The 24516-nt window shown below is 66.0% G+C and carries 26 protein-coding genes; 18 read left to right on the top strand and 8 right to left on the bottom strand.

Going from position 1 to position 24516, the window contains the following annotated elements; all coding sequences use genetic code 11:
• Window positions 1-26 precede the first annotated feature (26 nt).
• Entirely contained in the window at window positions 27-971 is a 945-nt protein-coding gene (locus tag ACLFKU_RS12400) for a metallophosphoesterase family protein (RefSeq protein WP_410849272.1), read from the top strand.
• A 36-nt stretch (window positions 972-1007) separates the two neighbouring features.
• Window positions 1008-1409, top strand: coding sequence for a cupredoxin domain-containing protein (locus tag ACLFKU_RS12395; RefSeq protein WP_410849271.1), 402 nt, complete (start codon window positions 1008-1010; stop codon window positions 1407-1409).
• Window positions 1410-1435: 26 nt separating this feature from the next.
• Here the strand turns inward: ACLFKU_RS12395 and ACLFKU_RS12390 are convergent, their stop codons facing one another.
• Window positions 1436-2503, bottom strand: coding sequence for an FUSC family protein (locus ACLFKU_RS12390; protein ID WP_410849270.1), 1068 nt, complete (start codon window positions 2501-2503; stop codon window positions 1436-1438).
• 579 nt (window positions 2504-3082) lie between these two features.
• On the opposite strand from ACLFKU_RS12390, the gene ACLFKU_RS12385 reads away from it, so the two are divergent.
• Complete coding sequence (locus ACLFKU_RS12385) at window positions 3083-3838, top strand: hypothetical protein (protein ID WP_410849269.1); 756 nt, start codon at window positions 3083-3085, stop codon at window positions 3836-3838.
• The gene (locus ACLFKU_RS12380) at window positions 3795-4991 is read left to right on the top strand and encodes a diguanylate cyclase domain-containing protein (protein WP_368583648.1); all 1197 of its coding nucleotides are present in this window, start codon (window positions 3795-3797) and stop codon (window positions 4989-4991) included. Before ACLFKU_RS12385 ends, ACLFKU_RS12380 begins: the two co-directional genes overlap by 44 nt.
• A 12-nt stretch (window positions 4992-5003) precedes the next feature.
• On the opposite strand, the gene ACLFKU_RS12375 is transcribed toward ACLFKU_RS12380, so the two are convergent.
• The 3 genes from ACLFKU_RS12375 to ACLFKU_RS12365 all read right to left on the bottom strand — a co-directional run bounded on the left by ACLFKU_RS12375 (window position 5004) and on the right by ACLFKU_RS12365 (window position 7451).
• Window positions 5004-5654 carry a glutathione S-transferase family protein gene (locus ACLFKU_RS12375; protein WP_410849268.1) on the bottom strand — a complete coding sequence of 217 codons (651 nt, stop codon included), beginning with the start codon at window positions 5652-5654 and terminating at the stop codon, window positions 5004-5006.
• A gap of 109 nt (window positions 5655-5763) precedes the next feature.
• Window positions 5764-7239, bottom strand: a complete 1476-nt coding sequence (locus tag ACLFKU_RS12370) for a sodium:solute symporter (protein WP_368583646.1) — start codon at window positions 7237-7239, stop codon at window positions 5764-5766.
• The gene (locus ACLFKU_RS12365) at window positions 7236-7451 is read right to left on the bottom strand and encodes a DUF3311 domain-containing protein (RefSeq protein ID WP_013091742.1); all 216 of its coding nucleotides are present in this window, start codon (window positions 7449-7451) and stop codon (window positions 7236-7238) included. The genes ACLFKU_RS12370 and ACLFKU_RS12365 overlap by 4 nt, the downstream gene beginning before the upstream one ends.
• A 351-nt stretch (window positions 7452-7802) precedes the next feature.
• Between ACLFKU_RS12365 and ACLFKU_RS12360 the strand changes: the two genes are divergently transcribed.
• Window positions 7803-8477 carry a MarC family protein gene (locus tag ACLFKU_RS12360; RefSeq protein ID WP_368583645.1) on the top strand — a complete coding sequence of 225 codons (675 nt, stop codon included), beginning with the start codon at window positions 7803-7805 and terminating at the stop codon, window positions 8475-8477.
• Between the two features lie 108 nt (window positions 8478-8585).
• On the opposite strand, the gene ACLFKU_RS12355 is transcribed toward ACLFKU_RS12360, so the two are convergent.
• The gene (locus ACLFKU_RS12355; RefSeq protein WP_368583644.1) at window positions 8586-8885 is read right to left on the bottom strand and encodes a hypothetical protein; all 300 of its coding nucleotides are present in this window, start codon (window positions 8883-8885) and stop codon (window positions 8586-8588) included.
• Between the two features lie 172 nt (window positions 8886-9057).
• On the opposite strand from ACLFKU_RS12355, the gene ACLFKU_RS12350 reads away from it, so the two are divergent.
• On the top strand, window positions 9058-9303 hold the full coding sequence (locus tag ACLFKU_RS12350; RefSeq protein ID WP_368583643.1) for a DUF6723 family protein: 246 nt from the start codon (window positions 9058-9060) through the stop codon (window positions 9301-9303).
• Window positions 9304-9351: 48 nt separating this feature from the next.
• On the opposite strand, the gene ACLFKU_RS12345 is transcribed toward ACLFKU_RS12350, so the two are convergent.
• Entirely contained in the window at window positions 9352-9588 is a 237-nt protein-coding gene (locus tag ACLFKU_RS12345; protein ID WP_410849267.1) for a hypothetical protein, read from the bottom strand.
• 195 nt (window positions 9589-9783) lie between these two features.
• On the opposite strand from ACLFKU_RS12345, the gene ACLFKU_RS12340 reads away from it, so the two are divergent.
• The 5 genes from ACLFKU_RS12340 to ACLFKU_RS12320 all read left to right on the top strand — a co-directional run bounded on the left by ACLFKU_RS12340 (window position 9784) and on the right by ACLFKU_RS12320 (window position 13811).
• A complete protein-coding gene (locus ACLFKU_RS12340) occupies window positions 9784-10110 on the top strand; it encodes a hypothetical protein (protein WP_410849266.1) in 327 nt (108 codons plus the stop codon).
• A gap of 68 nt (window positions 10111-10178) precedes the next feature.
• On the top strand, window positions 10179-10355 hold the full coding sequence (locus ACLFKU_RS12335) for a hypothetical protein (RefSeq protein WP_176123809.1): 177 nt from the start codon (window positions 10179-10181) through the stop codon (window positions 10353-10355).
• Window positions 10356-10407: 52 nt separating this feature from the next.
• Window positions 10408-10953, top strand: a complete 546-nt coding sequence (locus tag ACLFKU_RS12330; RefSeq protein WP_410849265.1) for a cupin — start codon at window positions 10408-10410, stop codon at window positions 10951-10953.
• Between the two features lie 266 nt (window positions 10954-11219).
• Window positions 11220-13301 carry a transketolase gene (gene tkt / locus ACLFKU_RS12325; protein WP_410849264.1) on the top strand — a complete coding sequence of 694 codons (2082 nt, stop codon included), beginning with the start codon at window positions 11220-11222 and terminating at the stop codon, window positions 13299-13301.
• A gap of 36 nt (window positions 13302-13337) precedes the next feature.
• Entirely contained in the window at window positions 13338-13811 is a 474-nt protein-coding gene (locus ACLFKU_RS12320; RefSeq protein WP_410849263.1) for a bacterioferritin, read from the top strand.
• Between the two features lie 46 nt (window positions 13812-13857).
• Here the strand turns inward: ACLFKU_RS12320 and ACLFKU_RS12315 are convergent, their stop codons facing one another.
• On the bottom strand, window positions 13858-14928 hold the full coding sequence (locus ACLFKU_RS12315; RefSeq protein ID WP_410849262.1) for a hypothetical protein: 1071 nt from the start codon (window positions 14926-14928) through the stop codon (window positions 13858-13860).
• 373 nt (window positions 14929-15301) lie between these two features.
• Between ACLFKU_RS12315 and ACLFKU_RS12310 the strand changes: the two genes are divergently transcribed.
• A complete protein-coding gene (locus ACLFKU_RS12310) occupies window positions 15302-16264 on the top strand; it encodes a universal stress protein (protein WP_368583636.1) in 963 nt (320 codons plus the stop codon).
• A 25-nt stretch (window positions 16265-16289) separates the two neighbouring features.
• Here ACLFKU_RS12310 and ACLFKU_RS12305 read toward each other — a convergent pair whose 3' ends face one another.
• Complete coding sequence (locus ACLFKU_RS12305; RefSeq protein ID WP_368583635.1) at window positions 16290-17252, bottom strand: LysR family transcriptional regulator; 963 nt, start codon at window positions 17250-17252, stop codon at window positions 16290-16292.
• Window positions 17253-17340: 88 nt separating this feature from the next.
• On the opposite strand from ACLFKU_RS12305, the gene ACLFKU_RS12300 reads away from it, so the two are divergent.
• Genes ACLFKU_RS12300 through ACLFKU_RS12275 form a run of 6 tightly spaced genes read left to right on the top strand, consistent with a single transcriptional unit; the run spans window position 17341 to window position 24468 of the window.
• Complete coding sequence (locus ACLFKU_RS12300) at window positions 17341-19056, top strand: dihydroxy-acid dehydratase (RefSeq protein ID WP_368583634.1); 1716 nt, start codon at window positions 17341-17343, stop codon at window positions 19054-19056.
• Between the two features lies 1 nt (window position 19057).
• Window positions 19058-20440, top strand: coding sequence for an MFS transporter (locus ACLFKU_RS12295; protein WP_410849261.1), 1383 nt, complete (start codon window positions 19058-19060; stop codon window positions 20438-20440).
• Window positions 20430-21347 (top strand): TauD/TfdA dioxygenase family protein, encoded by a 918-nt coding sequence (locus ACLFKU_RS12290; RefSeq protein ID WP_410849260.1) that lies wholly within the window; start codon window positions 20430-20432, stop codon window positions 21345-21347. Before ACLFKU_RS12295 ends, ACLFKU_RS12290 begins: the two co-directional genes overlap by 11 nt.
• Window positions 21348-22634 carry an aconitase X gene (locus ACLFKU_RS12285; RefSeq protein ID WP_410849259.1) on the top strand — a complete coding sequence of 429 codons (1287 nt, stop codon included), beginning with the start codon at window positions 21348-21350 and terminating at the stop codon, window positions 22632-22634.
• A complete protein-coding gene (locus tag ACLFKU_RS12280) occupies window positions 22631-23122 on the top strand; it encodes an aconitase X swivel domain-containing protein (protein ID WP_410849258.1) in 492 nt (163 codons plus the stop codon). Before ACLFKU_RS12285 ends, ACLFKU_RS12280 begins: the two co-directional genes overlap by 4 nt.
• A gap of 20 nt (window positions 23123-23142) precedes the next feature.
• Window positions 23143-24468, top strand: a complete 1326-nt coding sequence (locus ACLFKU_RS12275; protein WP_410849257.1) for an FAD-dependent oxidoreductase — start codon at window positions 23143-23145, stop codon at window positions 24466-24468.
• The last annotated feature ends 48 nt before the right edge of the window (window positions 24469-24516 follow it).

The raw sequence follows: 24516 nt of genomic DNA, 5'->3' as shown, positions 1-24516 counted from the left end.
CGGCGAATCCCTATCGTGAGGTCATCATGTCGTCACAACATTCATTCGATCCGGCGCGTCGCGGCGTGCTGAAGTGTCTTGCGTTCGGTGGTCTGGGCACGGTGTTCATGCTGTCGGGCGGCGTGCTGACGCCGGTCGAACTCGCGCTCGCAGCCGACGCCAAAACCGCGACGCCAGCAGCGGGCACGCCGCTTTTCCTGCAGATCAGCGACACGCATATCGGCTTCAACAAGGAAGCGAATCCCGACGTCGCGGGCACGCTGAAACAGACGATCGATTACGTCAACGCGATGCCGTCGCGGCCGCCGCTCGCGATTCACACCGGCGACATCACGCACCTGTCGAAGCCCTCTGAATTCGATCTGGCCGCGCAGCTGATGTCGGGACTGAAGATCACCGAGCTGCACACGGTCCCCGGCGAGCATGACGTCACCGACGGCCCCGGCACCGAGTACTTCAGCCGTTTCGGCAAGGCGTCGGATAACCGCGGCTATTACAGCTTCGATCACCAGGGCGTGCATTTCGTCGGCCTCGTCAACGTGATGCATTTCAAGCCGAACGGCCTCGGCGGTCTCGGCAGCGAGCAGCTCGAATGGCTCGAAAACGATCTGAAAGGCCGCTCGTCGAGCACCCCGGTGGTCGTGTTCGCGCACATGCCGATGTGGACGATCTACGAGCCGTGGGGCTGGGGCACCGGTGACGCCGGACAGGCGATGGACTATCTGAAGCGCTTCGGTTCGGTGACGGTGCTGAACGGTCACATTCACCAGATCGTGACGAAGGTCGAAGGCAACGTGACGTTCCATACCGCGCGCTCGACCGCCTATCCGCAACCGACCGCCGGCCAGGGCGATGGCCCGGGGCCGCTGAAGGTCGCGAGCGACCAGTTGCCGAAGATGCTCGGCGTGACGAGCGTCAGTATCGCGCGGCATCCGCTGAAGGCGACGCTCGACGACACGACGCTCGCCTGACCGCACCCGCTACTTTTACGCTCGAGGAGATCAATGATGCCAACCAATCTGATGGGCCGAGTACTCGCAGTTGCGCTCGGCAGTGCCGCGCTCCTGGCGATGTCGCCGCGGCTCGGCTTCGCGCAAACCACCATGCCGATGCAGATGCCGATGCCGATGAAGGCGGCGCAGCAGCAGACCGTCGCGTCGACGCCTAACGCGATGTTCATGAAAAACTTTAATTTCACGCCGACGGATTTGACCGTCAAGGCGGGCGCGACGGTCACATGGAAAAATCTCGACGGCGAGCCGCACACCGTAGTCAACGACGCGGGGCTGTTCCGCTCGGCCGCGCTCGATCAGGACGACACCTATCAATTCAAATTCGATAAACCGGGCGTGTACAAGATCTTCTGCGGCATCCATCCGAACATGAGGGCGACCATCACCGTGCAATGAGCGGTGAACCGGACGACCCGCGCCGCTCACGCGGTATGCAGCGCGCTCAACCGGCACAGCAGAATCCCGTAGCCGGTCAGATGCCCGAGGTACACGCTCGTAAACACGTTCGACGCGGGCAGGTCCTCGGTCAGCTGACGCAGGTCCTCCATATGCAGCGGCGGCGCGTCGAGCGGCGCAGGCTCGACGCGCAGGTCCGCCGCCTCGGCCAGTTGCCGGTGGGCGCTGACGAGCCGCGCGAGCCGCGCGAAAAACATTTCGCGCCAGCCGGCGTCGAGCGCGGCGAACTGATCGTGAAACGTGTCCATCGTTTCGAGAAAGTTGACCAGCGAATCGAAAGTCTCGTGATAGCACGCGAACACCGGCAGCCGCACCGCGTTGCGCTTCAGATGCGGCGACACCCACGCCTGCTCGAGGTCGGTCTTCAGCAGCAGGTGCGCCTGCTTCAGGTTCGTGCTCAGCGTGCGCAGCTTCGAGGCCGCCGGCTTGATCTGCGCTTTGTCGAGCTGACCCGCGGCTAGTTGCGCGACGACATCGGTGGCCAGTTCGTTGCCGTCGTTGACGAGCGTGTTCGCCCAATAGCCGTGATCGGGCGGAAACGCGATCTGCTGGATCACGAAGCCGAGGAACATGCCGAGTACCACGCCAATCAGGCGCTGTTCGAGCAGCGGCAGATGTTCGCCGGTATAGAGCACCAGCGTGATCGGCACCGTGATGCTGGTCATCTGGAACAGCGACGGCCGCAGCGCGACGATGCTGAAGATCACGAGCGGCAGCAGCGCCGCACCCATCCACAGGTGCGGCGCGGTCAGCCAGATCAGCAGCGTGCCGATCGGCATCGCCACCACGTTGGACAACACCCGTTTGTAGAAGTAGCTTCGCGCCGCCGAAATCGAGCTACCGAGCGCCAGCGTCAGCATCGTCGAACCGGCGAGCGGCACGGCCGCGTCGGGAAAGCCGAGCAGGTACGGGATGCCGAAACCGATCCACAGGCCGAGCGTCAGCTTCGTGTACTTGGCGGTTTCTGAAAGAGAAAAGCGCGCGAGCGCGCGGCGCAACGGCGTGAGTGGTTTGTGCTGATACCTGTTCGACATGATTCTCATGCTGACCGATGAGGTGGGCCGGGGCCGCGTCAAGCCGGGCCGGGTGAGGCATGGCGCGCGTTCGCGACATGCGGCAGGTGACCTTACCACCGGGCGCGAACGGCTTCGGGAATTCGCACGGTAGCAGGTTCGCGCGATGCTGCTTAAGGGCGCGCGGCGCTCTGTCTCACGAGGGTTTCAAGCGGCGCTATCGGGGTCGCGCATGAGTGCGCCTTCAGGCCCGCTTGTTGCATGCGAAACGGCGACCGCGATGGCGCGTTTCGCGGAGCCCGCGTCGCATCGGGCGTCGCGGTGACGGCGGGCGGGGGGCTGGCTGTCGAGCGATTAGCGGAGTTGGAGTTTTTACCAGCTTTGCGCACTTTTTTGCCAACTCACGCGGTGTCTGACGGCGTCGTTTGAAGCACCTGGAAGCGAGGCGGAAACGCAACGCTGCTGTGTTGTCGGCCGTTCGCGACAGGGTTACATTCATTGAGCATTGCGTGCGGCGGCAGCCCGCGAGCGCGGCTTACGCGGCGGCTCGCCAGTGCGCCAGCTTGTCAGCAGGAAGTGGCATACCCGGAGCGTATTGCGATGGCTACCGATCCCGACGATACCGACTTGCGTCATTCCACCACGGACGGCCGTTCCTCTTTCGAACCCGACGGCACGGACGAATCGGGCGTACCGCCGCCGCGCTTCGGCCGCCTCGCGCTGTGCCTCGCGGCAGCCGGCGCGCTGACCTTCGGCGTGATGGGCACCGTCGCCTACGGTGTCTGGTTCAACCAGGATCAGCAGACCTACGCGGATGCCATCGCGGGCGCACGCCAGGCGCTCGGTTCGTCGGCGCCCGCGGTGCCGACGGTGGCCGTCGCGCACGCGCCGCAGGAGGTCGCCACGCCCGCCACCGCGCAATCAGCCGCGCAGCCCACCGCGTCGGATGTCGCGCTGGCAACGGCCGGCGCGAACGGCGGCTTCGAGGACACCAACCCGGCCGTGTGGTCCGGTCAGATCCACCCGAGTACGCCTGACCCGAATCTCACCGCCGCGCTGGCCGATACGCCGGTCGATGCCTCGGCGGATCTGTCGGCCGGTCTGTCGGACGACCCGCCCACCGCCCCGATTGTTCCGACGCCACCGCCGCGCTCCGTGCGGCACGTCGCGAATTCGACCGCGAAGCCCGCGGGCGGTCAACATGCGAAAGAAACGCGCGTCGCGCAGCAGGAGCGGCGCGCGTCGTCGCAGCACAACGGCGGTCTGTTTGCGCGGATCGGACAGTTCTTTCGACGCGTGAGCTATCGTCAACATGACAACGGCCGACAGCAACGAGATCCCTACTCCCACCCCTGAGCACGCGCTCGCCGGGTCAGCGGGGCAAGCGGGGCTGCGCGGCGCCGCGCGCGCGCGCGCGCCGGTATGGCGCTTCCGGCCGGGGCCCGCGAGCGTCGCCGTGGCCGCGCTGTTGTGTCTGCTGTTCGGCCTGCTGTATGTGGCGACGCAGATGCGCACGGTGTTTTCCGATCAGCTGAAGCAGGAGTACGCGGGCCTCGTGCTCGAAGCCGTCGAGCGCGTCGACAGCGCGCGCGAACAGTTGGCCGCGTGGAAGCGCATGGCCGACACTCCGGCGAGCCACGACGCGTCGTTCGTGCCGGCCTATGACGCGGCGCGCGCGGAACTCGCGCGGCGTTTCGCGTCGCTCGCGGCGCTCGTCAACGCGAGTCCGTCGCCGGCGCCCCCCATTCCGTCGATGTCACCGACCCAGGCGACGCCCGAAGCCGTCGCGGCGGTGCTCGGCAGCGTCTCGGCCTACTGGCGCGCGCAACGCGATGCGTCGAGCGCCGACGTGCGGCTGCGCGTCGCGCACGTCGCGCGCACGTTGATCGCGCTCGCCGCGCTGCTGTTCTGCATGCTGATCACCGCGCTCGGCATGTACGCGAAGCGCAACCGCCAGCTCGCGGGGCAGTCGCACGAGTTCGAACTGGCGTCGCTGCACGATTCGCTGACCGGCCTGTCGAACCGCCGCAAGCTGCTGGGCGCGCTCGACGCCGCCGCCAGGAATGCGCGGACCGCGGCCGTCGAGCCGCGCCTCGCCGTGCTGTATATCGACCTCGACGGCTTCAAGCAGGTCAACGATTCGTTCGGGCATCGCACCGGCGACGAGTTCCTCGCCGCGGTGTCCGAGCGGTTTCGCGCGTCGGTGCGCAAAGGCGATCTGGTCGCGCGCATCGGCGGCGACGAGTTCGCGGTGCTGGTGCGCACCTTCGCCGGCGATGACGAGCTCGCCGAGATCGCGCGCCGGCTGATGGCCTGCGTGGTCGAGACCGACGAGCAGATGGGAATCGGCCGCGTGCGCGCGAGCGTGGGCATCGCGAGCTATCCCGACGACGTCGACGATCACCGCCGTCTGATCGCCGCCGCCGATGCCGCGATGTATCAGGTCAAGCGCGACGGCAAGAACGGCTTCGCATTCGCGGCGCAGACGGGCAGGGAAGCGACGATGTGAAGCTGCCGGGCGTTACTGAGCTTCGTTGCGCCACTCGGTCAGCTTCTCGCGCTCATTGAGTTCGATGAACGCCGGCCGTGCGCGCAGCCTGCGGATATAGCCCGCGAGATGCGGCCAGCCCACCGTCGCCGGGTGCGGCATGTTGCGGGTCCAGCGCATCAGCACAAGCGCGAGCAGATCGGCGGTGCTGAGCATATCGCCCGCGAGGTACGCGTGGCCGCTCGCGAAATGCGCGTCGAGCCGCTCGCACGCTGTTTCGATGCGGCGTTGCGCGAGCGCGCGCACCGCGTCGGCGCCGGCCGGGTCGCCGTCGCTGCCGGCGTAGAACCAGTCGCGCATTGCGGGCAGCAGCGTGTTCGCGAGGTAGATCATCCACTCGAACCATTCGCCGCGCGCGGCCGAACCGGGCGCGGGCGCGAGCCCGGCGTCGGCGTGGCGCTCGGCGAGCAGCATCAGCAGCGCGGCCGATTCATGCCGGGGCACGCCATCGACGACCAGCGTCGGCACGCGTCCGGCCGGATTCAAACGCAGATACTCGGGATCATGCTGCTGGCCCGCGTCGATATCGACGAGGCGCGCTTCGAACGGCACGCCCATTTCGAGCAGCATCCAGTGCACGGGCATGCTGGCCGCGCCGGGCGAGTAGTAGAGAACGTAGGACATGTCGGGGCTCCGTGGATCGAGGGATGAGCGGTCGAACCGTGAACCGGAAGAATAAGGGGCTGTCGCCGAAGCGAACAGCCCCTTCAGATGCATCAGCCGTAGCTGTCTTTCAATGCACCGACGCGTGCTTCTCCTGCTCGGCCGCGCTCGGCTGCGTCACCGCGCTGACGATCACGAACACGATCACGTTCACCGCGAGCGCGAGAAAGCCGATGTTGACGTCCTTCAGCGCCTCGGGCAGGAACGGCATCAGTTGACCGACGCTCCAGTGCAGCGTCGTGGTCAGCGTGACCACCGCGACACCCGCGATGATCCCGCAGAACGCGCCTTGCTTCGTCGCGCGGTTGTGCGGGAACAGGCTGCAGATCACGGCCGGGAACAGTTGCGTGACGAAGCTGTAGCCCATCAGCAGCAGCGCGACGATGGTTTCGCCGCCGTTCAGCGTGAAGAAGACCGCGACCAGCGCCACGATAGGCACGAGGACGCGCGCGATCATCGCGACCGATGCATCCGACGCTTTGCGGTTCACCATGCCGCGATAGACGTCGTTGGCGAGCAGCGTCGAGGCCGAGGTCAGAATCATCGATCCCGGCACCAGCGCGGTCAGGATACCGGCCGCGCCGATCACGCCGACGAACCACGGATCGAACGTCTGAAGCGACAGGCGGAACAGCGACAGGTCGATGTCGGCGCCCTTCAGGCCCGGCACGCGCAGCGTCGCCGCGAAGCCGACGAAGAACACGAACAGCAGGATCAGCTGATAGAGCGGCAGGATCGCGGCGTTGCGGCGGAAGATCCGCTCGTCCTTCGCCGTGAAGATCGAACCGAACGTATGCGGCCACATGAAGAAGCCGAGCGCGGTCAGCAGCACCGTCGACTGGAACCACACGACGCTCGAACCGTGCGCCGGGAAGGTCAGGAAGCCGGGACGGGCGGCGTCGATGGTGCGGAACATCGCGCCGAAGCCGCCGTAGTAATGCAGCGGCAGATAGATGCCGAGGAACAGCACGATCGCGAGAATCAGCAGGTCCTTGACCACCGAGTTCCATGCGGAGCCGCGCACGCCCGACACGATCACGTAAGAGGTCACGACGATCGCGCCGATCCAGATCGCCGCCGTCGACGAGATCACGCCATACGACGCGGTCGCGACGATGATGCCGAGGCCCTTCAATTGCAGCACCAGATATGGAATCAGCGCGGCAACGCCGACCAGCGCGACCAGCGTGCCGAGCGCCGGGCTTTCGTATTTGCGCGAGAAGAAGTGCGGCTGCGACACGAGGCGGTGCGCTTTCGCGTAGCGCCAGATCGGCGGCAGCATCCAGTACGACAGGATGTACGCGAGCGTGCCGTACGCGAGGATGTAGTAGACCGGTGCGCCCTTGCCGTACGCAAAGCCGCTGCCGCCGAGGAACGTGAAGGTCGTATAGATTTCGCCGGCCATCAGCAGGAACACGAACGCGGTGCCGAAGCTGCGGCCGCCCACGCTCCATTGCTCGAGGCTCATGTCGTGGCCGCGCCTCGCGCGCACGCCGAGGAACAGCGCGAACAGCGTAACGGCAGCGATGATGACGAGTGCGCTCATGGGCGAACCTCCTCGCCATTGGCGGCGACGCGCCGGTTGGACGGATCGAGGTTGTAGACGATCGCCATGATGATCGCGCTCAACACCACCCACATGACGATCCAGGCCAGCACGAACGGCATGCCGAGCACGATGGGCTCGACCCGATTGACAAACGTAACGCCGACCAGAATGCCGATGAACGGCAACGCGGCAAGTACACGAAGAAGCATGCGGGCAACTCCTCGAACCAGTAGTTATGTGTCGTTGAAATTCCGGCTTCGCTGATGACTGTATGCCGGATGCTTCGCTCCCGTAAAGTCGGTCAAAATAAATGTGAGGTTTCGACCGTTGCAATTGCATCTTTCCCGCGCGGAATGCTGCGGTGCAAAGCGGGACGCGACGTGACGCGCCAGGTATCGCGCGGCTTAATTACTGGGGCGACTGGCGCGCCGCGATAGGATCTGCGAGCATTGCAGCATTTTCCGGACCGCGCGAGGCGGGCTGGATTCATGACCGGCGCCGCGCCCAGGCGCGAACCCGCGCGAGAACATGCAGGCACACGTAGACACACGGACAAGCACATGGTCGAAAGTCTGATCTCGGACATTATGTTCGGTTTCATTGGCATGATCAGCATCATCAATCCGTTCGGAGGCGCGTTCGTTTTTTTGGATCGGACCGCATCGTTGACGCTCGACGAGCGCGACGCGCTTGCCCGCAAGGTCGCGATCAACGCCGCCTGCGTGCTGCTGGTGGCGTTCTTCATCGGCACGCCGATCCTGCATTTCTTCGGTATTTCGATGGAGGCGTTGCGCATCGGCGGGGGGCTCGCGCTCGCCGTGGGCGGCTGGCAGATGCTCAATGCACCGGACACGCCGGCCGAGCAGACGGACGTCAAGCGCGTCGATGCCGAGACCGCGAAGGCCCGTGCGTTCTTTCCGCTCACCGTGCCGCTGACCACCGGGCCCGGCTCGATCGCGACCGCGATCGCGCTGTCCGCGAATCGCACGCACAAGCTGTCGGCGTTCGTGATCTCGGGCATCGCGTCGGTCGCGATCACGTTCGCGGTGGCCGTCTGCGTCTATCTGATCTATAGCCGCGCGACCGTGTTGGCGCGCTATCTCGGCGTCGAGGGCACCAAGGTCGCATTGCGGGTGTCGGCGTTCCTGCTGCTGTGCATCGGCGTGCAGATCATCCTGACCGGCGTGTCGGAATTCCTGACTCCGATCGCGACGATGCGGGCGGCCACCCCGTAACGCCGCGTCGCGCGAAGATTCTTCGCATCGTCACGCGCCACCATTCGGTGGTCCCGCTCTGTGTCGCGCGCCGATAGACAGTGAGGTTGTCGTCCAGGTCGGGCGCGCTCATGGCAAGCTTCGATCTCCGTGCAGTCGCCGGCGCCATGCGTGCAACGGCGGCGGTGCCGCGGGCGGGTCGCCTTCCGGTGGTTCGTGGGGGTCGCCGAGCGGGTCGTCCGGGACCGGATCGGGGTCGATGTTCGGCGGCGGCGTCTTAGGCGGGATCTCGGGGTCGACCTCGGGCGGCGTCGGCACATGCAGATGCAGATGCGGCGACTGCATCGAAATCCGCGTCAGGGGTCGTGCGTCCAGGTCGAATGTCCCGATTGCACGGGGCGCTTGCCGGCTCGTGTCAGGTAAATCCATCAGGGTCTCCACAAAGTCTTCGTTCAGACGCGCAATGCTCGTGCCGCATGGCGACGGGTGCCGTTGTGTGGAACACCACTTGCTGAAACTTCGCACACGCCGCATCGCGATGACCGCGCGCGCCCGGCTCGCATCGGACATCCCCCCGCAAAACACAGGCAGAGGAACGCACATGGCGCGACACAAGGCCGACGTTGCTGACGACGAGTTCGAGATTTTCGCCAGCTATCACGGAACAGGCGACGGCCGATACATAGGTGGACTGAGGGTCGTGAGGAAAGCGGACAGGCGGATTCTGTTTCCGTTCGACGGCGCACCGCAGATCGGCCCCTATGCGACCGCCGACGAAGCTCGCCGCGCCGCGATTGCGTATGGCCGCGAGATCGTCGCGGCCGATCGCGCCGCACCCGAAGGCTGAGCGCGCGCAGCCGGTGTGGTGCTTGTCCCGCAACACGCGCAGACGCGATCAAGGCATCCCGCCGAGCGACGGCGAAATCGTGCTGCCACGCGCGGGATCGGCCGGATGTTCGTCGGGCACGGTGGGGCGCGTCGACAGCGGCGGATGATCGCGATAGCAGGTGTCGACCGGACCTTCGACGAGGCAGTTCTGGAACGCATCGGCGTCGCTCTTTTGCGCGAACGTGTACAGCGTGCGCTCGACTTGCACCTCGGTGTCGGATACGCGAATAGTCGTGATGCTCATGGGGTTCTCCTTTGGGTCCTACTTTTTACAAAGCGAACGGGCGGCGCTACCGCCATCGAAATCGCAATGGCCGTGCCTGTCGCGCTACGCTCGGACTTCGGCGGCAAGGCTCGAATGTTGCTGCATTAACCAGGTGCCCGTTCGAGATGCCGCGTCACGACGCGAATCGACGGCAGAACCCACGAGGAGGGCGTGATGCCAGATCCCCAATCGACCAACACCGACACCCAGCAGCCGGGCGCGACACCAGGCGGCGAGCAGTCCGCGCGGCCAGATCAGCGCGCCGCGCCCGCGGTGTCCGACGAAGTCAAGGCCCGCAACAAACCGAGCGGCACCCACTACGTCGAGCCGAGTCCGCTCGGCATCGAACCGGTCGTGCAGACCGGCGTGGATAAAGCGACCAACCCGCCACGCTCGAGCGAGAGCCCGCGGCACGGCGCCGAAGTGCCGCTCGGCACCGGCGAGCACGCCGAACCGCCGGGCGGCGGCGGGCGCGAATCGCATCGCAAGCAGCCGGGTTGAGCAATGACGCGGTGCGTTGCGAGCCAGCCCGAGCATCCAATCCTTCAACCTTCAACCGGAGAAAGCGCATGCAACCGGACAATTCAACCGAATCGATGAACCCCGGCGACGAAGCGCCGCCCAACACACCAGGCGCGGGCGAAGACATTTGCCGCGCCTGCCACGGCACCGGCAAGGTCGACGGTGCTCGCTGCACCGTGTGCGGCGGCACGGGCAAGGTGCTGCAGGGGATCGGCGGCGGCTAGCCGACGCTGGACCGCCGGTTCGCGGCAACCGCATCACAAGCCAGGAGCAAACATGTTCAACGAGTCAAAGCACGGCTTCGACGCCGCGCAGACCGAATACGAAGCTTTCATGCTGGAACCGCACGACTGGGTGCCGAACAACAGCAAGCTGCCGGTCGTGCTGTACCGGCGCGCGCTGTCGCCCGGCAGCGGCAATCTGCCCGCCGCGTTCGAAATCCTGTTCGAGCGCAATGCATGGCCCGCGCAGTGGCGCAACAGCATCTTCGACTTCCATCACTTTCACGCGACCGCGCACGAGGTGCTCGGCGTGACCGACGCGAGCGCCGAAGTGATCGTCGGCGGACCGGGCGGACGGGTGGTGAGGCTGCATGCGGGCGACGTGCTGCTGCTGCCGGCTGGCACCGGTCATTGTCTGCAATCGTTCGAGCCGCATTTTCAGGTGGTGGCGGGCTATCCGTTGGGGCAGCAGTGGGACATCCGCCGCGAAGCGCTGACGCCGCAGGAACTCACCGACATGCTGGCGCTGCCGTTTCCGCCGCTCGATCCGATCGACGGCAAGCATGGTCCGGTGGTCGAGCTTTGGCTGCAGGCGGCGTGAACTTCGTCGTTCGCGAAGCAGCCGGTCTGTTGCGGGGTGGCGTGCAGAGTTGCGCGGTTAGGCGCATCATCTGTGGGCTTCGCCGCGATTTTCCCGCGCGCTTTCGGCAGTAACTTCGGCACGTGTGCGGTTCCACGTGCGGCTTCGCGTCCCTGGGGACACGCCTGGACGCGCGCGTTTTCCATGTCGACACGATGCGCCGATCCGTCCGCGCGCTCAGCGGTGTGCGTCGGCCGTCTCCCGAATTGCCGAACAAGGAGCGTCCCATGCAAAACGATCCCTCCCTCGACCAGTTGTGCATCAACACGATCCGCACGCTGTCGATGGACGCCGTGCAGAAGGCCAATTCCGGCCACCCCGGCACGCCGATGGCGCTCGCGCCGATCGCCTATCACCTGTGGCAACACCATCTGCGCTACGACCCTGACGAGCCGCTGTGGCCGAATCGCGACCGCTTCGTGCTGTCGGTCGGGCATGCATCGATGCTGCTGTATTCGCTGCTGCATCTGGCCAACGTGAAAGCCGTCGACGAACACGGCAAGCCGACCGGCGCGCCGGCCGTGTCGCTCGACGACATCCAGCATTTCCGCCAGATCGACAGCAATACGCCGGGCCACCCCGAGTACCGGATGACGACCGGCGTCGAGACCACCACGGGACCGCTTGGCCAGGGGCTCGGCAATAGCGTCGGCATGGCGATGGCCGCGCGCTGGTACGAGAACCACTTCAACCGCGCGGACGCGCCGCTGTTCGATTACCGCGTGTACGCGCTGTGCGGCGACGGCGACATGATGGAAGGCATCTCGCACGAGGCGGCCTCGCTGGCGGGGCATCTGAAGCTGTCGAACCTGATCTGGATTTACGACAGCAACCGCGTGACGATCGAAGGCCATACCGACCTCGCGTACAGCGACGACGTAGCGAGCCGCTTTCACGGCTATAACTGGCACACACTGAACGTCGGGGACGCGAACGACACCGCCGCGTTCGAAAAGGCGCTGATCGAGGCGAAGAGCGTGACCGACCGGCCGACTTTGATCGTGGTTCACAGCATCATCGGCTGGGGCGCGCCGCACAAGCAGGACACCGCGTCCGCGCACGGCGAAGCGCTCGGCGTCGACGAAGTCGCGCTGGCCAAGAAGTTTTACGGCTGGCCCGAGGACAAGTTCTTCTACGTGCCCGAGGGCGTGCACGAACGTTTCGCGCAAGGCATCGGCGCGCGCGGCAAGGCGGCGCGCGAACAATGGCAGGCGAAGTTCGACAGCTACAAGAAGCAGTACGCGGATCTCGCGCGCGAATTCACGCAGATGCAGGCGCACGAATTGCCGCAGGGCTGGGACAACGACATCCCGAGCTTCGACGCGGACCCGAAGGGCATCGCGACGCGCGAATCGTCGGGCAAGGTGCTCAATGCGATTGCCGCGCGCGTGCCGTGGATGATCGGCGGCGCGGCGGACCTGTCGCCGTCGACGAAAACCAACCTGAAGTTCGAAGGCGCCGGCAGCTTCCAGGCGGATAGCTATGGCGGCCGCAATCTGCACTTCGGCATTCGCGAACATGTGATGGGCGCGGTGGTCAACGGGCTTGCGCTTTCGAATCTGCGTGCGTACGGCTCGACGTTCCTGATCTTCAGCGACTACATGAAGCCGCCGATCCGCCTGTCCGCGATCATGGAAGTGCCGGCCATCTATGTGTTCACGCACGATTCGATCGGCGTCGGCGAAGACGGTCCGACGCATCAGCCGATCGAGCAGCTCGCATCGTTGCGCGGCGTGCCCGGCCTCACGGTGCTGCGTCCCGGCGATGCGAACGAAGCGGCCGAAGCATGGCGGGTCGCGCTGACGCAGCCGCATCGGCCGGCGTGCATCGTCGTGTCGCGCCAGCCGCTGCCGACGCTCGACCGCAGCCGCTATGCGTCAGCGAGCGGCGTCAAGCGCGGCGCGTACGTGCTTGCCGATGCGCCCGATGGCAAGAAGCCCGAGGTGATCCTGATGGCGACCGGCAGCGAGCTGTCGATCTGCGCCGACGTGTACGAGAAGCTGAAGAGCGAGGGCATCGCGGCGCGCGTCGTGTCGATGCCGTCGTGGGACATCTTCGAGCGCCAGGACGGCGCGTATCAGGAGTCGGTGCTGCCGGCGGACGTCGAGGCGCGCGTCGCGGTCGAGCAGGCTGCGTCGCTCGGTTGGGATCGGTATACGGGGCGGCTCGGCGCGCAGGTCGTCATGCATACGTTCGGCGCGTCGGCGCCGATTGCGGATCTGAAGAAGAAGTTCGGTTTCACGCCTGATGCGGTGTATCAGGCGGCGAAGCAGCAGATCGAGCGGGTGAAGAAGGGGAAGGGTGCTTGAGCGTGCGGCGACGGTTTGAGTGAAAGGAGAGTTCAAATGGCCGAGATCAATAAGGAGGACGTGGTTGCGGTGCTGAACCGGATTCTCGAATCCGAGTTGGCCGGCGTCGTCCGATATACGCACTATTCGTTCCTTGTTTTCGGATTCGGACGCATCCCGATCAGGGAGTGGTTGCGCGCTCAGGCGGATGAATCGTTGCTGCACGCGCAGCAGGCGGGCGAATGGATCACCACGCTGGGCGCCTATCCGTCGCTGGCGATCGGTCCTCTGCTCGACTCGCATACCTTCGATATCGCTTCGATCCTTCGCGAGTCGTTGCAAGCCGAGAATGTCGCGTTGCAGTTGTATCGCGACCTGCTGGCGCTGGTGGAAGACCGCTCGGTGGCACTCGAGGAGTTCGCCCGTCAGATGATCCACGTAGAAGAGATGCACGCGGGCGAGGTCGACAAGATGCTGCGCCGCCCGGGGGAAATGATGACGTCGGAGGAACGGCAAGCGCCCCCGGCTTGATCGTGGACGGCCCTGTGCGATGAGCGGGGCATCGCAGAGGGGCCGCTCAGGCGTCGCGTTTCGCGTAGATCTCGTAGTCGACGCCATTCGTCACCACTACGCCGGGCTCCGGGTAAGCGGTGCCGAACAGGTAACTCAGCGCCGAGCCGACCGACTTCGCGCCGGCGAGCCGCTCGTAGATGAACATGCCGTAGTTCGGGTCCAGCAGGATGAAGAAGTCACCCGGATGCCAGTAGAGGGCGACTGCGTGTCCCGAGTCTTCGTTGCCATTCTGCATGCCGAACCCGAGCGTCATTGCACGGCCGATCGAGAAGTCCGTCGGCGCGGGGTTCGTCACATCCTCGATCGCCGCTAGCAGTGAACCATACTGCTTCATCGGGCTCTTCTGCAGCAGCGCGATGCCGCCGAACTTCCTTTTCTTCGGAAATTTCGCGTCGATGTTTTTCGTGAAGGCGGCGAAGCTACTCTTGTGAGTGTCCGAGAGTGACGGCGCTGTTGCCTGCACCGGTGCCTCCAGTGCATTGTGTCTCTCCAGGACCCTCTCCGAAAGCTGATCGAGCTGAAGCACTGTGAGCACCGCCGGCGGTGTTTTCAACTGCGGAAAAATCTTCTGCAGCTTGGCGCCGTAGCCGATCTGCACCTGGTGTGCCTCACCGAGGTACATGTGGTCGTTGTAATCGCTAATCAGTTGCTGGTACACGTCAGACATCAATTGATAGTCATTGACGTACTTGTCGTAGGCCTGATCGTAGGCAGCCTTGTTGCTCTGCTTCTGCACATTCGCGAGATCGATGTAGTGGTTGGTGATCTTGTCGAAGCTGGCCCAGGCGTACCCCTGCCGCTTCGCCTGCCCCTGCCGCCGCGTATGGTAGTCGTAGCTAGCCTTGGCGTTTTTCTCCGGGTTGGGGCCGAAGCGCGGCCGCCCGCCCTGCAACACGCGCCGGATCCAGTCCACGCAAACGCCATGACAGTAGCCATTGTCGGGCGAGTAGCCCGCGACTGGCAACGCACCGGTTTTCGCGTTCGCCTTGCGCTGCGGCTCGGACATATTGAAGTTCTCGAGCTGGCCGCGGCCGAGCTCCTTGAGCTGCGTGATGATTGTTTGCCGGTCGGGCATGGTCGGAGTTCCTGAAGAGATAACAGCAGACGAGCTGTGCTCGTGGGTGGTCGGAACGCACCTCAGAGCAGTACATTCAATCCCGAACGGCTAGCTTTAGAAGGGTAATTTGCCAGGACCGGAATGCAAGGTCGACGGCATTGGGGATTTCAGCGGGCTAAATGACGTGTGTTGTGTGGGATCTCGCGCAGACAGAAACGTCCTCGTGGCCAGGTCCAACCCTGTCGCATCTGCAGGAACTGGCCTCCTGGAATCGACGCCGCGCCTAATCGACCATCGGCCCGCAGCAGTTGATCCTGATCAACCAACCACGAGTCTTCGGCAGTAGGATGGTGATCGGAACGCCGCCAAAACTGCGAGTACGGAGCCAACCATGAATTCTCTCCATTCACGCGACGCCATCTCGACGCTGCCGCGCAGAGTGTTGATCGCAGTCGATTCATCGGAAGCCTCTCGACAGGCGCTCGACTACGCGCGAAACCTCCTTCCCGCCGGATGCGACGTCCGCCTCGTGAGCGTGGCCGAGAATCCCCATACGCTTTTTCCGACGGGCCGGCGCGTCGGCCACATGCTGGACCTGGCGCGCGACGAATTGCTCCGCGATGCGGTCGAGGCGCTCGAACGAGCGACACGATCGCTAGCCGCGTGTGATGCCCGTATCGACTCAGAAGTCATCGACCTCGCGAAACGCGGTAACGACGTCGTGGATGCCCTGATCGATGCGGCCGACACATGGAGAGCCGATCTGATGGTGGTAGGCGCGCGTCAACATCAAGGCTTGCAGCGTTGGGCCGAGGGTACGGTGTCCGAACGGCTGACGAGACGTCTGCGCTGCCCGATGCTGGTCGTCCCGCAGAGCTACAGCACGACACATAGCGAGCTGCCCGAGCGCATCCTGTTCGCGGTCGATGGAAGTTCTCAGTCGATGTCCGCGTTGCAGTACGGCATACGGTTCGCTACGTCCGGCACCGAATTGCGAGCGGTTTATGTGATCGATCGCGCGGTGCGACTCTCCGATTGGATCCCCATCGATTCGCTCGAGGACTCGTTCGTCGGCGAAGGCAACGAGGCAATAGCCGCTGCGGAGCCGATTCTGGCGCGCGTGTCGGCGCGGGTCTCGACGGCGCTCGTCAGGACGAACCGAACCGACGATGACGTTGCGCATGCGATCGTGCGCGAGGCGGGCGGCTGGGAGGCGCAACTGATCGTGATGGGTACGCATGGCAGGCGCGGCATCACACGCTGGATACTTGGCAGCGTCGCTGGGCGGGTCCTGCAAATCACGCAAACGCCAATTCTGCTGATCCACGCGAGCGACGCCACTGCCGCATCATGAGCGCGTAGCGCCGTAACGGCGTGCGCTACAGCGCCGCGTTCAGGCGCGTCCGTTTCGTATTCGGCAACGGCTCGTGCTGCATCGGCCCCTTGATCAGCTCGCTCATCGCATCGCGGATCCAGCGGTTGGCCGGCTCGTGATGAAAGCGCGGATGCCAGTGCAGATAAAAGTCGTACTTGGGCGCGGGGAAGGGTAGCGGCAGCAGCTTGACGTTCACGAACTCCGCGAAGCGCCGCCCGACCGCCTGAGGCACCGCTGCAATCATGTCCGAGCCGGCGACGACGAACGGCACGCCGATAAAACGCGGCACGCTGAAGCGCACGTTGATGCGAATCCCGAGGCGTTCGTGCGTACGAGCGAGCACGTCCTGCTCGCGGCCTTCGGGATGCACCATCACGTGCGCGGCCGCGCGGTACTGATCGAGCGACAGCGTGTCGCCGATTTCCGGATGATCTTCGCGCGCGATACACACGTACGAATGCCGGTACAGCGCTTTGCGCTTCAGCGACTCGCTGTTCAAACCCGGAAAGTAGCCGATCGCGAGATCGACGTCGCCGCTCGCCAGACCTTCTTCCAACTCCGGCATGCTGAGCGCGACCGTCTTGATGCTCACGTGCGGCGCGGTCTTGTCGAGAAAGTTCTGCAGGCGCGGCAGGAACACCATTTCGCCGATGTCCGACATACACAGCACGAAGCTGCGCGACGACTCGGCCGGACGGAATTCGGGCATCGGCAGGATTTCGGTCTGCACGAGATCCAGCAGCCGCGCAACCGGATCGCCGAGCGCCTGCGCGCGCGGCGTCGGCTCCATGCCCCGACCCGTGCGCACGAACAGCGGGTCCTCGAACAGCTCACGCAGCTTCGATAGCGCATAGCTCATTGCCGGCTGGCTGAGCCCGATGCTCACGCCCGCCTGCGTCACATGCCGCTTTTTCAGCAGCGCATCGAACACTTTCAGCAGATTCAGGTCGACCTGACGAATATCCATGGTTTGGATGATGCCTATCGATGTCACATAATTGACGGATTTTATCGTGCTTCCTAACATCGTTTCCACAACAAAGGAGTGAGACGCCATGTCCGATGGACGCAAGCCGCAACGCCCGTTGCGCAGCAATTTCCCGCGCGGTTCCTATCTCGGCGCGGTGCGCGCCGCCCAATGGCGCAATCTTGGCATCAGCGAGGAAGACCTCGACAAGCCCAAGATCGCCATCGTCAATTCCTCGTCCGAACTCGCTACCTGTTTTAGCCACCTCGACGGCATCGCCGCGCAACTGAAGCAGGCGATCCGCGCGGCGGGCGCGCTGCCGTTCGAAATCCGCACCGCGGCGCCGAGCGACTTCATCACCGGCGCGGGCGCGCGCGGCGCGTACATGCTGGCCGCGCGCGACCTCGTCACGAACGACATCGAAGTGGCCGTCGAAGGCGCGCAGCTCGACGGCATGGTGTGCCTCGCGTCGTGCGACAAGACCGTGCCGGGCCAGTTGATGGCCGCCGCGCGGCTGAACATCCCGAGCATCGTCGTCGCGTGCGGCTATCAGCCGAGCGGCGAATTCCGCGGCGAGCATGTCGACATCGAGGACGTGTTCGTCGGCGCGATGCATACGCTTACCGGCAAGCTGCCCGTCGAAGACCTGATCGGCATGAGCCAGAACGCGATTCGCGGGCCGGGCGTGTGCTCCGGTCTCGGCACCGCGAACTCGATGCACATGGTCAGCGAGGCGCTCGGCATGTCGTTGCCCGGCAGCACGCCGGTCGCCGCCAATAGCGACAGGATGTTCGCGTTCGTCCGCGAAGCCGGCGCGCGTATCGTCGAGATGGTGCGCGACGACCTGAAGCCGCGCGACATCCTCACGCGCGGCGCGTTCGCGAATGCGGTGAAGACGGTGCTCGCGGTCGGCGGCTCGATCAACACGGTCAAGCACTTGCAGGCGGTCGCGGCCGAAGGCCAGCTCGATGTCGACGTGTACGCGCTGTTCGAGGAATTCGCCGCGCAGATTCCGGTGCTGACCGGCGTGCGTCCGGTCGGCTCGCACACGATCGAGCAACTGGAGGCGGCGGGCGGCGGGCGCGGCGTGATGAAGCGGCTCGAAGCGTGGCTCGACACCGGCGCGCTGACGGTGACCGGCCGCACGGTGAAGGACAACCTGGCCGATGTCCGGATCGCCGACGACGACGTGATCCGCCCGCCGGAGCGCGCGTTCGCGAACCATCCCGCCATCGTGCTGGTGCGCGGCAACCTGGCGCCGCAAGCCGGCATCGTGAAATTCGGCATCTCGCCGACCAAGCAGCGCCACTTCACGGGCGAGGCGATCTGCTTCTCCACCTCCGACGATGCGATCGCGGCGATCAAGGATGGCCGCGTGCAACCGGGCAAGGTCGTCGTGATGCGCGGCGCGGGCGTGTGCGGCGGCCCGGCGATGGGCGGCGGTGCGTCGCGCGTGGTGTTCGCGATCGACGGCGCGGGCCTGTCCGAGCAGGTCGCGATGCTGACCGACGGGCATCTGTCCGGCCTCGTCTGCAAGGGGCTGGTGGTCGCGGAAGTGTCGCCGGAGGCGGCGACCGGCGGCCCGCTCGCGTTCGTCGAGGACGGCGACACGATCGAGATCGACCTCGAGCGGCGCGTCTGCGATCTGAAGGTGGGCGAAGCCGAGCTGGCGCGGCGCCGCGCCGCGTGGCAGCGTCCCGCGCCGGTCAACGACACCGGCTGGCTGAAGATCTATCGCGCGACGGTTGGCACGATGCCGCAAGGCGCGGTGCTCGGCGCGGACCGCCCGGCGCGGGAGCGTTGAGATGGGCGACCAGACCGTAATCGACATCGGCACGGTGATCGAGCGTCAGCAGACGAACCGCTTCGGCATGCTGCTGATCGTCGCGATGGGCGTGATGATGATGACCGAGGGCTACGACCTTGCTGCGATGGCCTTCGCGGCCCCGGCGCTGAGCCGCGCGTGGCATCTCGAGCACGGCGTGCTCGGCCCGGTGTTCGGCGCATTCGTGTTCGGCACGATGATCGGCGCGTTCGTGCTCGGCTATCTCGGCGACGTGATCGGCCGCAAGCGCATGATCGTGATCGGCAGCGTCGTGCTTGCGGGGTTCACGCTCGCGGCGTCGCGCGCCACCGCGCTCGACCAGCTGCTCGTGCTGCGTTTCCTCGCGGGCATCGGCATCGGCGGCGTGGTGCCGAACGCGATCGCGTACACGACGGAGTTCGCGCCGAAGCGCTGGCGCGCGACGTGGGTCACGCTGATGTACACCGGCTACACGATCGGCAGCAGCGTCGGCGGCCTCGTGTCCGCTTGGCTCGTGCCCAAGTTCGGCTGGCAGGTGGTGTTCGTGATCGGCGGCATCGCGCCGCTCGTGTCGAGCGCGATGTTGTGGTTCGCGGTGCCCGAGTCGATCCGCTTTCTGACGCTCAAGGGGCGTCACGCCGAAGTGGCGCGAATCGTCGCGCGGATCGCGCCGGGTTTCCACGTCGCGCCGGGGGCGCGCTTCGTGACCGGCGGCGCTTCGGGCGGTGACGCACATGGCGACGGCCGCGACGGCTCGCTGCGGCTGCTGTTCGCGGGACGGCTGCGCGCGCTGACGCCGGTGCTGTGGGCCGTGTACATCGCGAACTCGATGGCGCTGTTTTTCCTCAGCAGCTGGCTGCCGGTGCTGATCGAAAGCGTCGGCCTTGCACCGCGCGAGGCGGCGCTCGTATCGACGATGTTCCAGCTTGGCGGCACGCTCGGCGGCCTCGCGCTGATGCGCTTCGTCGACACACGCGGCGCCATCATCATCACTGCGCTGCCGCTCGTCGGCACGCCCCTCGTCGCGCTGCTCGGCACCGGGCTGCCGGGTCCGATGCTGGTCGCGGCCGTGTTCCTGACCGGCTTCACGGTGGTCGGCACCCAGTTCGGCCTGAACGCGGTCGCGGCGCTCGTTTATCCGACCGCGCTGCGCGCGAAAGGCACGGGCGCGGCGGTCGGCATCCAGAAGATCGGCGCGATCGCTGGGCCGGTGATCGGCGGGATGCTGATGTCCGCGCATCTGCCGGTCGAGCAACTGTTCTTCCTCGGCGCGGTGCCGGTCGCGTTCGTCGCGGTGCTCGCGTTCGCTCTCGGCCGTCTGCATCGTCGCCGCGACGATGCCGCGCCGGACAACTCTCAAACAGGAGCAGCCCATGTCGCTTGAAGTCGTGCCCATTGACGCCGCGCATCCGGATTTCGTTGGCCTCGCCAGCGGCATCGATCTGACGGCGCCGGTTTCCGAACGGCTCGCGTGCGCGATCGACGCCGCGATGAACCGCTACGCGGTGCTGGTGTTCCGCGCTCAGCCGCTCACGCAGGATCAGCAGCTCGCGTTCGCGCGCTCGCTCGGGCCGCTCGATCTCGGTTTCAAGCGCGTCGCGCGTCCGCATGCGCGGCTCGCGTACCAGGAGCTCGCGGATATTTCGAACGTCGACGAGTCCGGACAGATCGCGGACCGCGCGCACCGGCGCATCGTCGGCAATCTGGCGAACCAGTTGTGGCATAGCGACAGCTCGTTTCAGCAGCCGGCCGCGCGCTATTCGATGCTGCACGCGGTCGTCGTGCCGGAGTCGGGCGGCGAGACCGAATACGCGGACATGCGCGCCGCGTGGGATGCGCTCGAGCCGCGCGAGCAGCGCGAACTCGAAGGGCTCGAAGCGGAGCACTACGCGCTGCACTCGCGCTTCCTGCTCGGCGACACCGACTACAGCGAAGAGCAGCGCAACGCGCTGCCGCCGGTGCGCTGGCCGCTCGTGCGCAAGCACGCCGGTTCGGGACGCCGGCATCTGTTCATCGGCGCGCACGCGACGCATATCGCCGATCGCACGCTTGCCGAAGGACGCGTGCTGCTGATGGACCTGCTCGAACACGCGACCGCGCGCCGCTTCGTGTATTCGCATCGCTGGCAGCCCGGCGACCTCGTGATCTGGGACAACCGCTGCACGCTGCACCGGGGCCGCCGTCACGATCTGTCGGTGCGCCGCGAGCTGCGGCGCGCGACGACGGTGGACATCGACCGGCACGCGGCGCCGCAAGCGGAGCAACTCGAACCTGCCCACGGAGTGAGCTAAATGCAGCTGAACGACGACGAACGGGCGATGCTCGACGGCCGCGACGGCGCGGCCGTGCAGCGCGCGATGGATCTGCTGGTGCGCTACGGCGAGGCGCTTGGCGCGCCGAGGCTGGTGGACACGAACAACGTGTGCGGCACGGTCGGCGCGACGATGCCGTTCCTGCGCGATTACGCGGCGAAGCACGGCGGCCTCGACGCGGTGTTTTCCGAATTCAACCTCGATAGTCCGGAGGTGGTCGAGGTGCCGAAGGCCAGGGTGTTCAGCAGCCATCTGCAGCAGGGGCTCGACCCGCAGCATGCGCAGCGTCAGGGCATCGACAGCGAGGTCGTGAAGCTGTACCGCCAGGGCGAGGCGTTCACGGGGCGGCTCGGCATCCAGCCGCTGAACACCTGTGCGCCGTACCTGACCGGCAACGTGCCGGTGCGCGGCGAGCATTGCGCGTGGATGGAATCGTCGGCCGTCATTTACATCAACGCGGTGCTCGGCGCGCGCACCAACGCGGAAGGGCGCGAGAGCACCGGCGCCGCGATGCTGACCGGCAAGATTCCGTACTGGGGTCTGCACCTCGACGAAAACCGTGGCGGCACGCATCTGATCGAGCTCGGCATCGACGTGAAGACGGTGCAGGACTGGGGGCTGCTCGGCTACTACGTCGGCGAACTCGTGCAGGACCGCATTCCGGTGATCGACGGGCTGCGCGACGTGCCGAACCTGCCGAAGCTCAAGCACTTCGGCGCGGCCGCGGCGTCCTCGGGCGGTGTCGAGATGTATCACATCGTCGGCCAGACACCGGAGGCGCGCACGCGCGACGAACCGTTCCGCGGCCGCAAGCCGCTCGAGACGATTCGCTACGGCGCGGCCGAGCGGCGCCTCGCGTACGAGCGCGTGAACACCACCGCGAAAGACGCGCAGGTCGACTTCGTGATGCTCGGTTGTCCGCACTATTCGATCGAGCAGATCTGGGAGGTCTGCCAGCTACTCGAAGGCCGCCGCATCGGCGCGAATACCGAACTGTGGATCTTCACCGCGCGCGCGACCCGTCAGCTCGCGGACCAGGCCGGCTATACGAAGCTGATCGAGGACGCGGGCGGCGTGCTGATGACCGACACCTGCTCGGCGATCGGCCGCGTGATGCCGAAGGGCACGCGCGTCGTCGCGCTCGACTCGGCGAAGCAGGCGCACTACCTGCCCGCGATCATGGGCGTGCAGGCCTGGTTCGGCACCACGGCCGATTGCATCGAGGCCGCGGTGAGCGGCCGCTGGACTGGAGGGCTGACCGCATGAGCATGAACAACGAGAAGCCGGCCGCGCCTGAGCTGGCCATACCTGAGCCGGCCGCACCTGAGCCGGCCGCACCGATCGTGCTGCGCGGCCGCAAGGTGGTCGGCGGCTATGTCGAGGGCGAGGCGCTCGTCACGCGCGACCGCATCTCCGGCTGGGGCGGCATCGACCCGCGCACCGGCACGATCATCGAGACCCGTCACGAACTGCGCGGCCAGAGCTTCGCGAACAAGGTGCTGGTGTTTCCCGGCGCGAAGGGCTCGTCGGGCTGGTCGAGCCAGTTCCATATCGCGCGGATCGCCGGCACCGCGCCGGCCGCGATGCTGTTCAACGAGATGACCACGAAGATCGCGCTCGGCGCGGTGGTGAGCCATGCGCCGTCGCTGACCGACTTCGACATCGATCCGCTCGACGTGATCGAAACCGGCGACTGGGTGCGCGTCGATGCCGAGCGTGGCGTCGTCGAAGTGCTCAAACGCAGCCGCGCCTGATCTCGCCGCGCGCAACCGCGATGGTTTTTCAAGGAGGAAATGTTTTGAAGACTGGTACTCGTATCGTCCGCCGCGGCGGCCAACCGACGGGCTGGAAACTCGACGCCGACGTGTGCATCGTCGGCGCGGGCATCGCCGGCACGTCGGCTGCGCTCGAAGCGGCCGCGCTTGGCCGCAAGGTCGTGCTGGTGGACAGCCTGCCCGCGCTCGGCGGCCAGGCGGTCAACTCGATCATCGGCACGTTCTGCGGGCTGTTCTCGAATGGGCCGCAGCGCTTCCAGGTGACGCACGGCATCGCGGACGGCATCCTACGCGATCTCGGCGAGAAGGGCGCGCTGCACTACAAGGAAGGGCCGCTGACGACCGTCGTGCTGTACGACGAAGTCGCGCTCGCGCGCTGGATCGAGCAGAAGATCCTCGACGCCGGCATCACGGTCGTGCTCGGCGCGGTGTTGCGCGACGTCGTGCGCGAAGGGCGGCGGGTGCGCGAGCTCGAAGTCGCGACGCGCTACGGCGACGTGCGCATCGCGGCGAACGGCTTCGTCGATGCGAGCGGCGACGCGGCGCTCACGTGGCTGGCCGGCTTCGACTGCCAGGAGCCGGAAACGCCGATTCGCGGCACGCAGATGATCGTGCTCGAGAACCTCGACGAAACCGATCTGCCGACGCCGCCCGCGTTTCGCGAGCGCGTCGAGGAAAAGGCGCACGCGTATGGGCTGGAGCGCAAGGACGGGCTCGTGTTCTATTTCCGTGGCCGCAATATCGGCATCGCGAACATGACGCACATCGAGACGCCGCTCGAACCGATGGCGGCGTCGCACACGGCGCTCATCGGACGCGACCAGGCGGACCGCGCGTTCGAGTTTCTGCGCGGCGAGTATCCGCGTATCTATCGCAACGCGCACATCCGCAGCTACGGCCTGCCGGGCATCCGGCAGACGCGCTGGATCGTCGGCGCGCAGCAGTTGAGTTCCGAAGACGTGATCGCCGCCCGGCAGTTTCCCGACGCGGTCGCGCGCACGTCGTGGCCGATCGAATTGCACGATCGCGCCGAAGGCTATGAATGGAAGCCGTTCGGCGACGACCACCTGCATACCGTGCCGTTCGGCAGCCTCGTCGTGAAGGACGCGGACAACCTGATCGCCGCCGGCCGCTGCATCGACGCGGATGCGACCGCGCTGTCGAGCGTGCGGGTGATGGGTCCGTGCATCGCGATGGGCGCGGCGGCCGCGCACGCGTTCGATCTCGCCGACGGCGGCAGTGTCCACGACATCGATCGCGGCAGGCTGCGCGAGCGGCTCGCGGACAACGTCGATCGCATCGATCCGCCGCATCTGAAGAACTGACGCACGACCCGCCGGCGGCGCGGCAATACCAAAGAGGTGCAGCGCGAG

The sequence above is a fragment of the Paraburkholderia sp. EG304 genome, from assembly GCF_046543485.1.
Lineage (GTDB): Bacteria > Pseudomonadota > Gammaproteobacteria > Burkholderiales > Burkholderiaceae > Paraburkholderia > Paraburkholderia youngii.
This window is presented reverse-complemented; position numbering and strand designations above follow the sequence as displayed.

Bases quoted from the DNA above. Each gene is read 5' to 3' on its own strand.
- ACLFKU_RS12400 (WP_410849272.1), top strand. From the start codon at position 27: ATGTCGTCACAACATTCATTCGATCCGGCGCGTCGCGGCGTGCTGAAG.
- ACLFKU_RS12395 (WP_410849271.1), top strand. From the start codon at position 1,008: ATGCCAACCAATCTGATGGGCCGAGTACTCGCAGTTGCGCTCGGCAGT.
- ACLFKU_RS12390 (WP_410849270.1), bottom strand. From the start codon at position 2,503: ATGTCGAACAGGTATCAGCACAAACCACTCACGCCGTTGCGCCGCGCG.
- ACLFKU_RS12385 (WP_410849269.1), top strand. From the start codon at position 3,083: ATGGCTACCGATCCCGACGATACCGACTTGCGTCATTCCACCACGGAC.
- ACLFKU_RS12380 (WP_368583648.1), top strand. From the start codon at position 3,795: ATGACAACGGCCGACAGCAACGAGATCCCTACTCCCACCCCTGAGCAC.
- ACLFKU_RS12375 (WP_410849268.1), bottom strand. From the start codon at position 5,654: ATGTCCTACGTTCTCTACTACTCGCCCGGCGCGGCCAGCATGCCCGTG.
- ACLFKU_RS12370 (WP_368583646.1), bottom strand. From the start codon at position 7,239: ATGAGCGCACTCGTCATCATCGCTGCCGTTACGCTGTTCGCGCTGTTC.
- ACLFKU_RS12365 (WP_013091742.1), bottom strand. From the start codon at position 7,451: ATGCTTCTTCGTGTACTTGCCGCGTTGCCGTTCATCGGCATTCTGGTC.
- ACLFKU_RS12360 (WP_368583645.1), top strand. From the start codon at position 7,803: ATGGTCGAAAGTCTGATCTCGGACATTATGTTCGGTTTCATTGGCATG.
- ACLFKU_RS12355 (WP_368583644.1), bottom strand. From the start codon at position 8,885: ATGGATTTACCTGACACGAGCCGGCAAGCGCCCCGTGCAATCGGGACA.
- ACLFKU_RS12350 (WP_368583643.1), top strand. From the start codon at position 9,058: ATGGCGCGACACAAGGCCGACGTTGCTGACGACGAGTTCGAGATTTTC.
- ACLFKU_RS12345 (WP_410849267.1), bottom strand. From the start codon at position 9,588: ATGAGCATCACGACTATTCGCGTATCCGACACCGAGGTGCAAGTCGAG.
- ACLFKU_RS12340 (WP_410849266.1), top strand. From the start codon at position 9,784: ATGCCAGATCCCCAATCGACCAACACCGACACCCAGCAGCCGGGCGCG.
- ACLFKU_RS12335 (WP_176123809.1), top strand. From the start codon at position 10,179: ATGCAACCGGACAATTCAACCGAATCGATGAACCCCGGCGACGAAGCG.
- ACLFKU_RS12330 (WP_410849265.1), top strand. From the start codon at position 10,408: ATGTTCAACGAGTCAAAGCACGGCTTCGACGCCGCGCAGACCGAATAC.
- tkt (WP_410849264.1), top strand. From the start codon at position 11,220: ATGCAAAACGATCCCTCCCTCGACCAGTTGTGCATCAACACGATCCGC.
- ACLFKU_RS12320 (WP_410849263.1), top strand. From the start codon at position 13,338: ATGGCCGAGATCAATAAGGAGGACGTGGTTGCGGTGCTGAACCGGATT.
- ACLFKU_RS12315 (WP_410849262.1), bottom strand. From the start codon at position 14,928: ATGCCCGACCGGCAAACAATCATCACGCAGCTCAAGGAGCTCGGCCGC.
- ACLFKU_RS12310 (WP_368583636.1), top strand. From the start codon at position 15,302: ATGAATTCTCTCCATTCACGCGACGCCATCTCGACGCTGCCGCGCAGA.
- ACLFKU_RS12305 (WP_368583635.1), bottom strand. From the start codon at position 17,252: ATGGATATTCGTCAGGTCGACCTGAATCTGCTGAAAGTGTTCGATGCG.
- ACLFKU_RS12300 (WP_368583634.1), top strand. From the start codon at position 17,341: ATGTCCGATGGACGCAAGCCGCAACGCCCGTTGCGCAGCAATTTCCCG.
- ACLFKU_RS12295 (WP_410849261.1), top strand. From the start codon at position 19,058: ATGGGCGACCAGACCGTAATCGACATCGGCACGGTGATCGAGCGTCAG.
- ACLFKU_RS12290 (WP_410849260.1), top strand. From the start codon at position 20,430: ATGTCGCTTGAAGTCGTGCCCATTGACGCCGCGCATCCGGATTTCGTT.
- ACLFKU_RS12285 (WP_410849259.1), top strand. From the start codon at position 21,348: ATGCAGCTGAACGACGACGAACGGGCGATGCTCGACGGCCGCGACGGC.
- ACLFKU_RS12280 (WP_410849258.1), top strand. From the start codon at position 22,631: ATGAGCATGAACAACGAGAAGCCGGCCGCGCCTGAGCTGGCCATACCT.
- ACLFKU_RS12275 (WP_410849257.1), top strand. From the start codon at position 23,143: ATGGTTTTTCAAGGAGGAAATGTTTTGAAGACTGGTACTCGTATCGTC.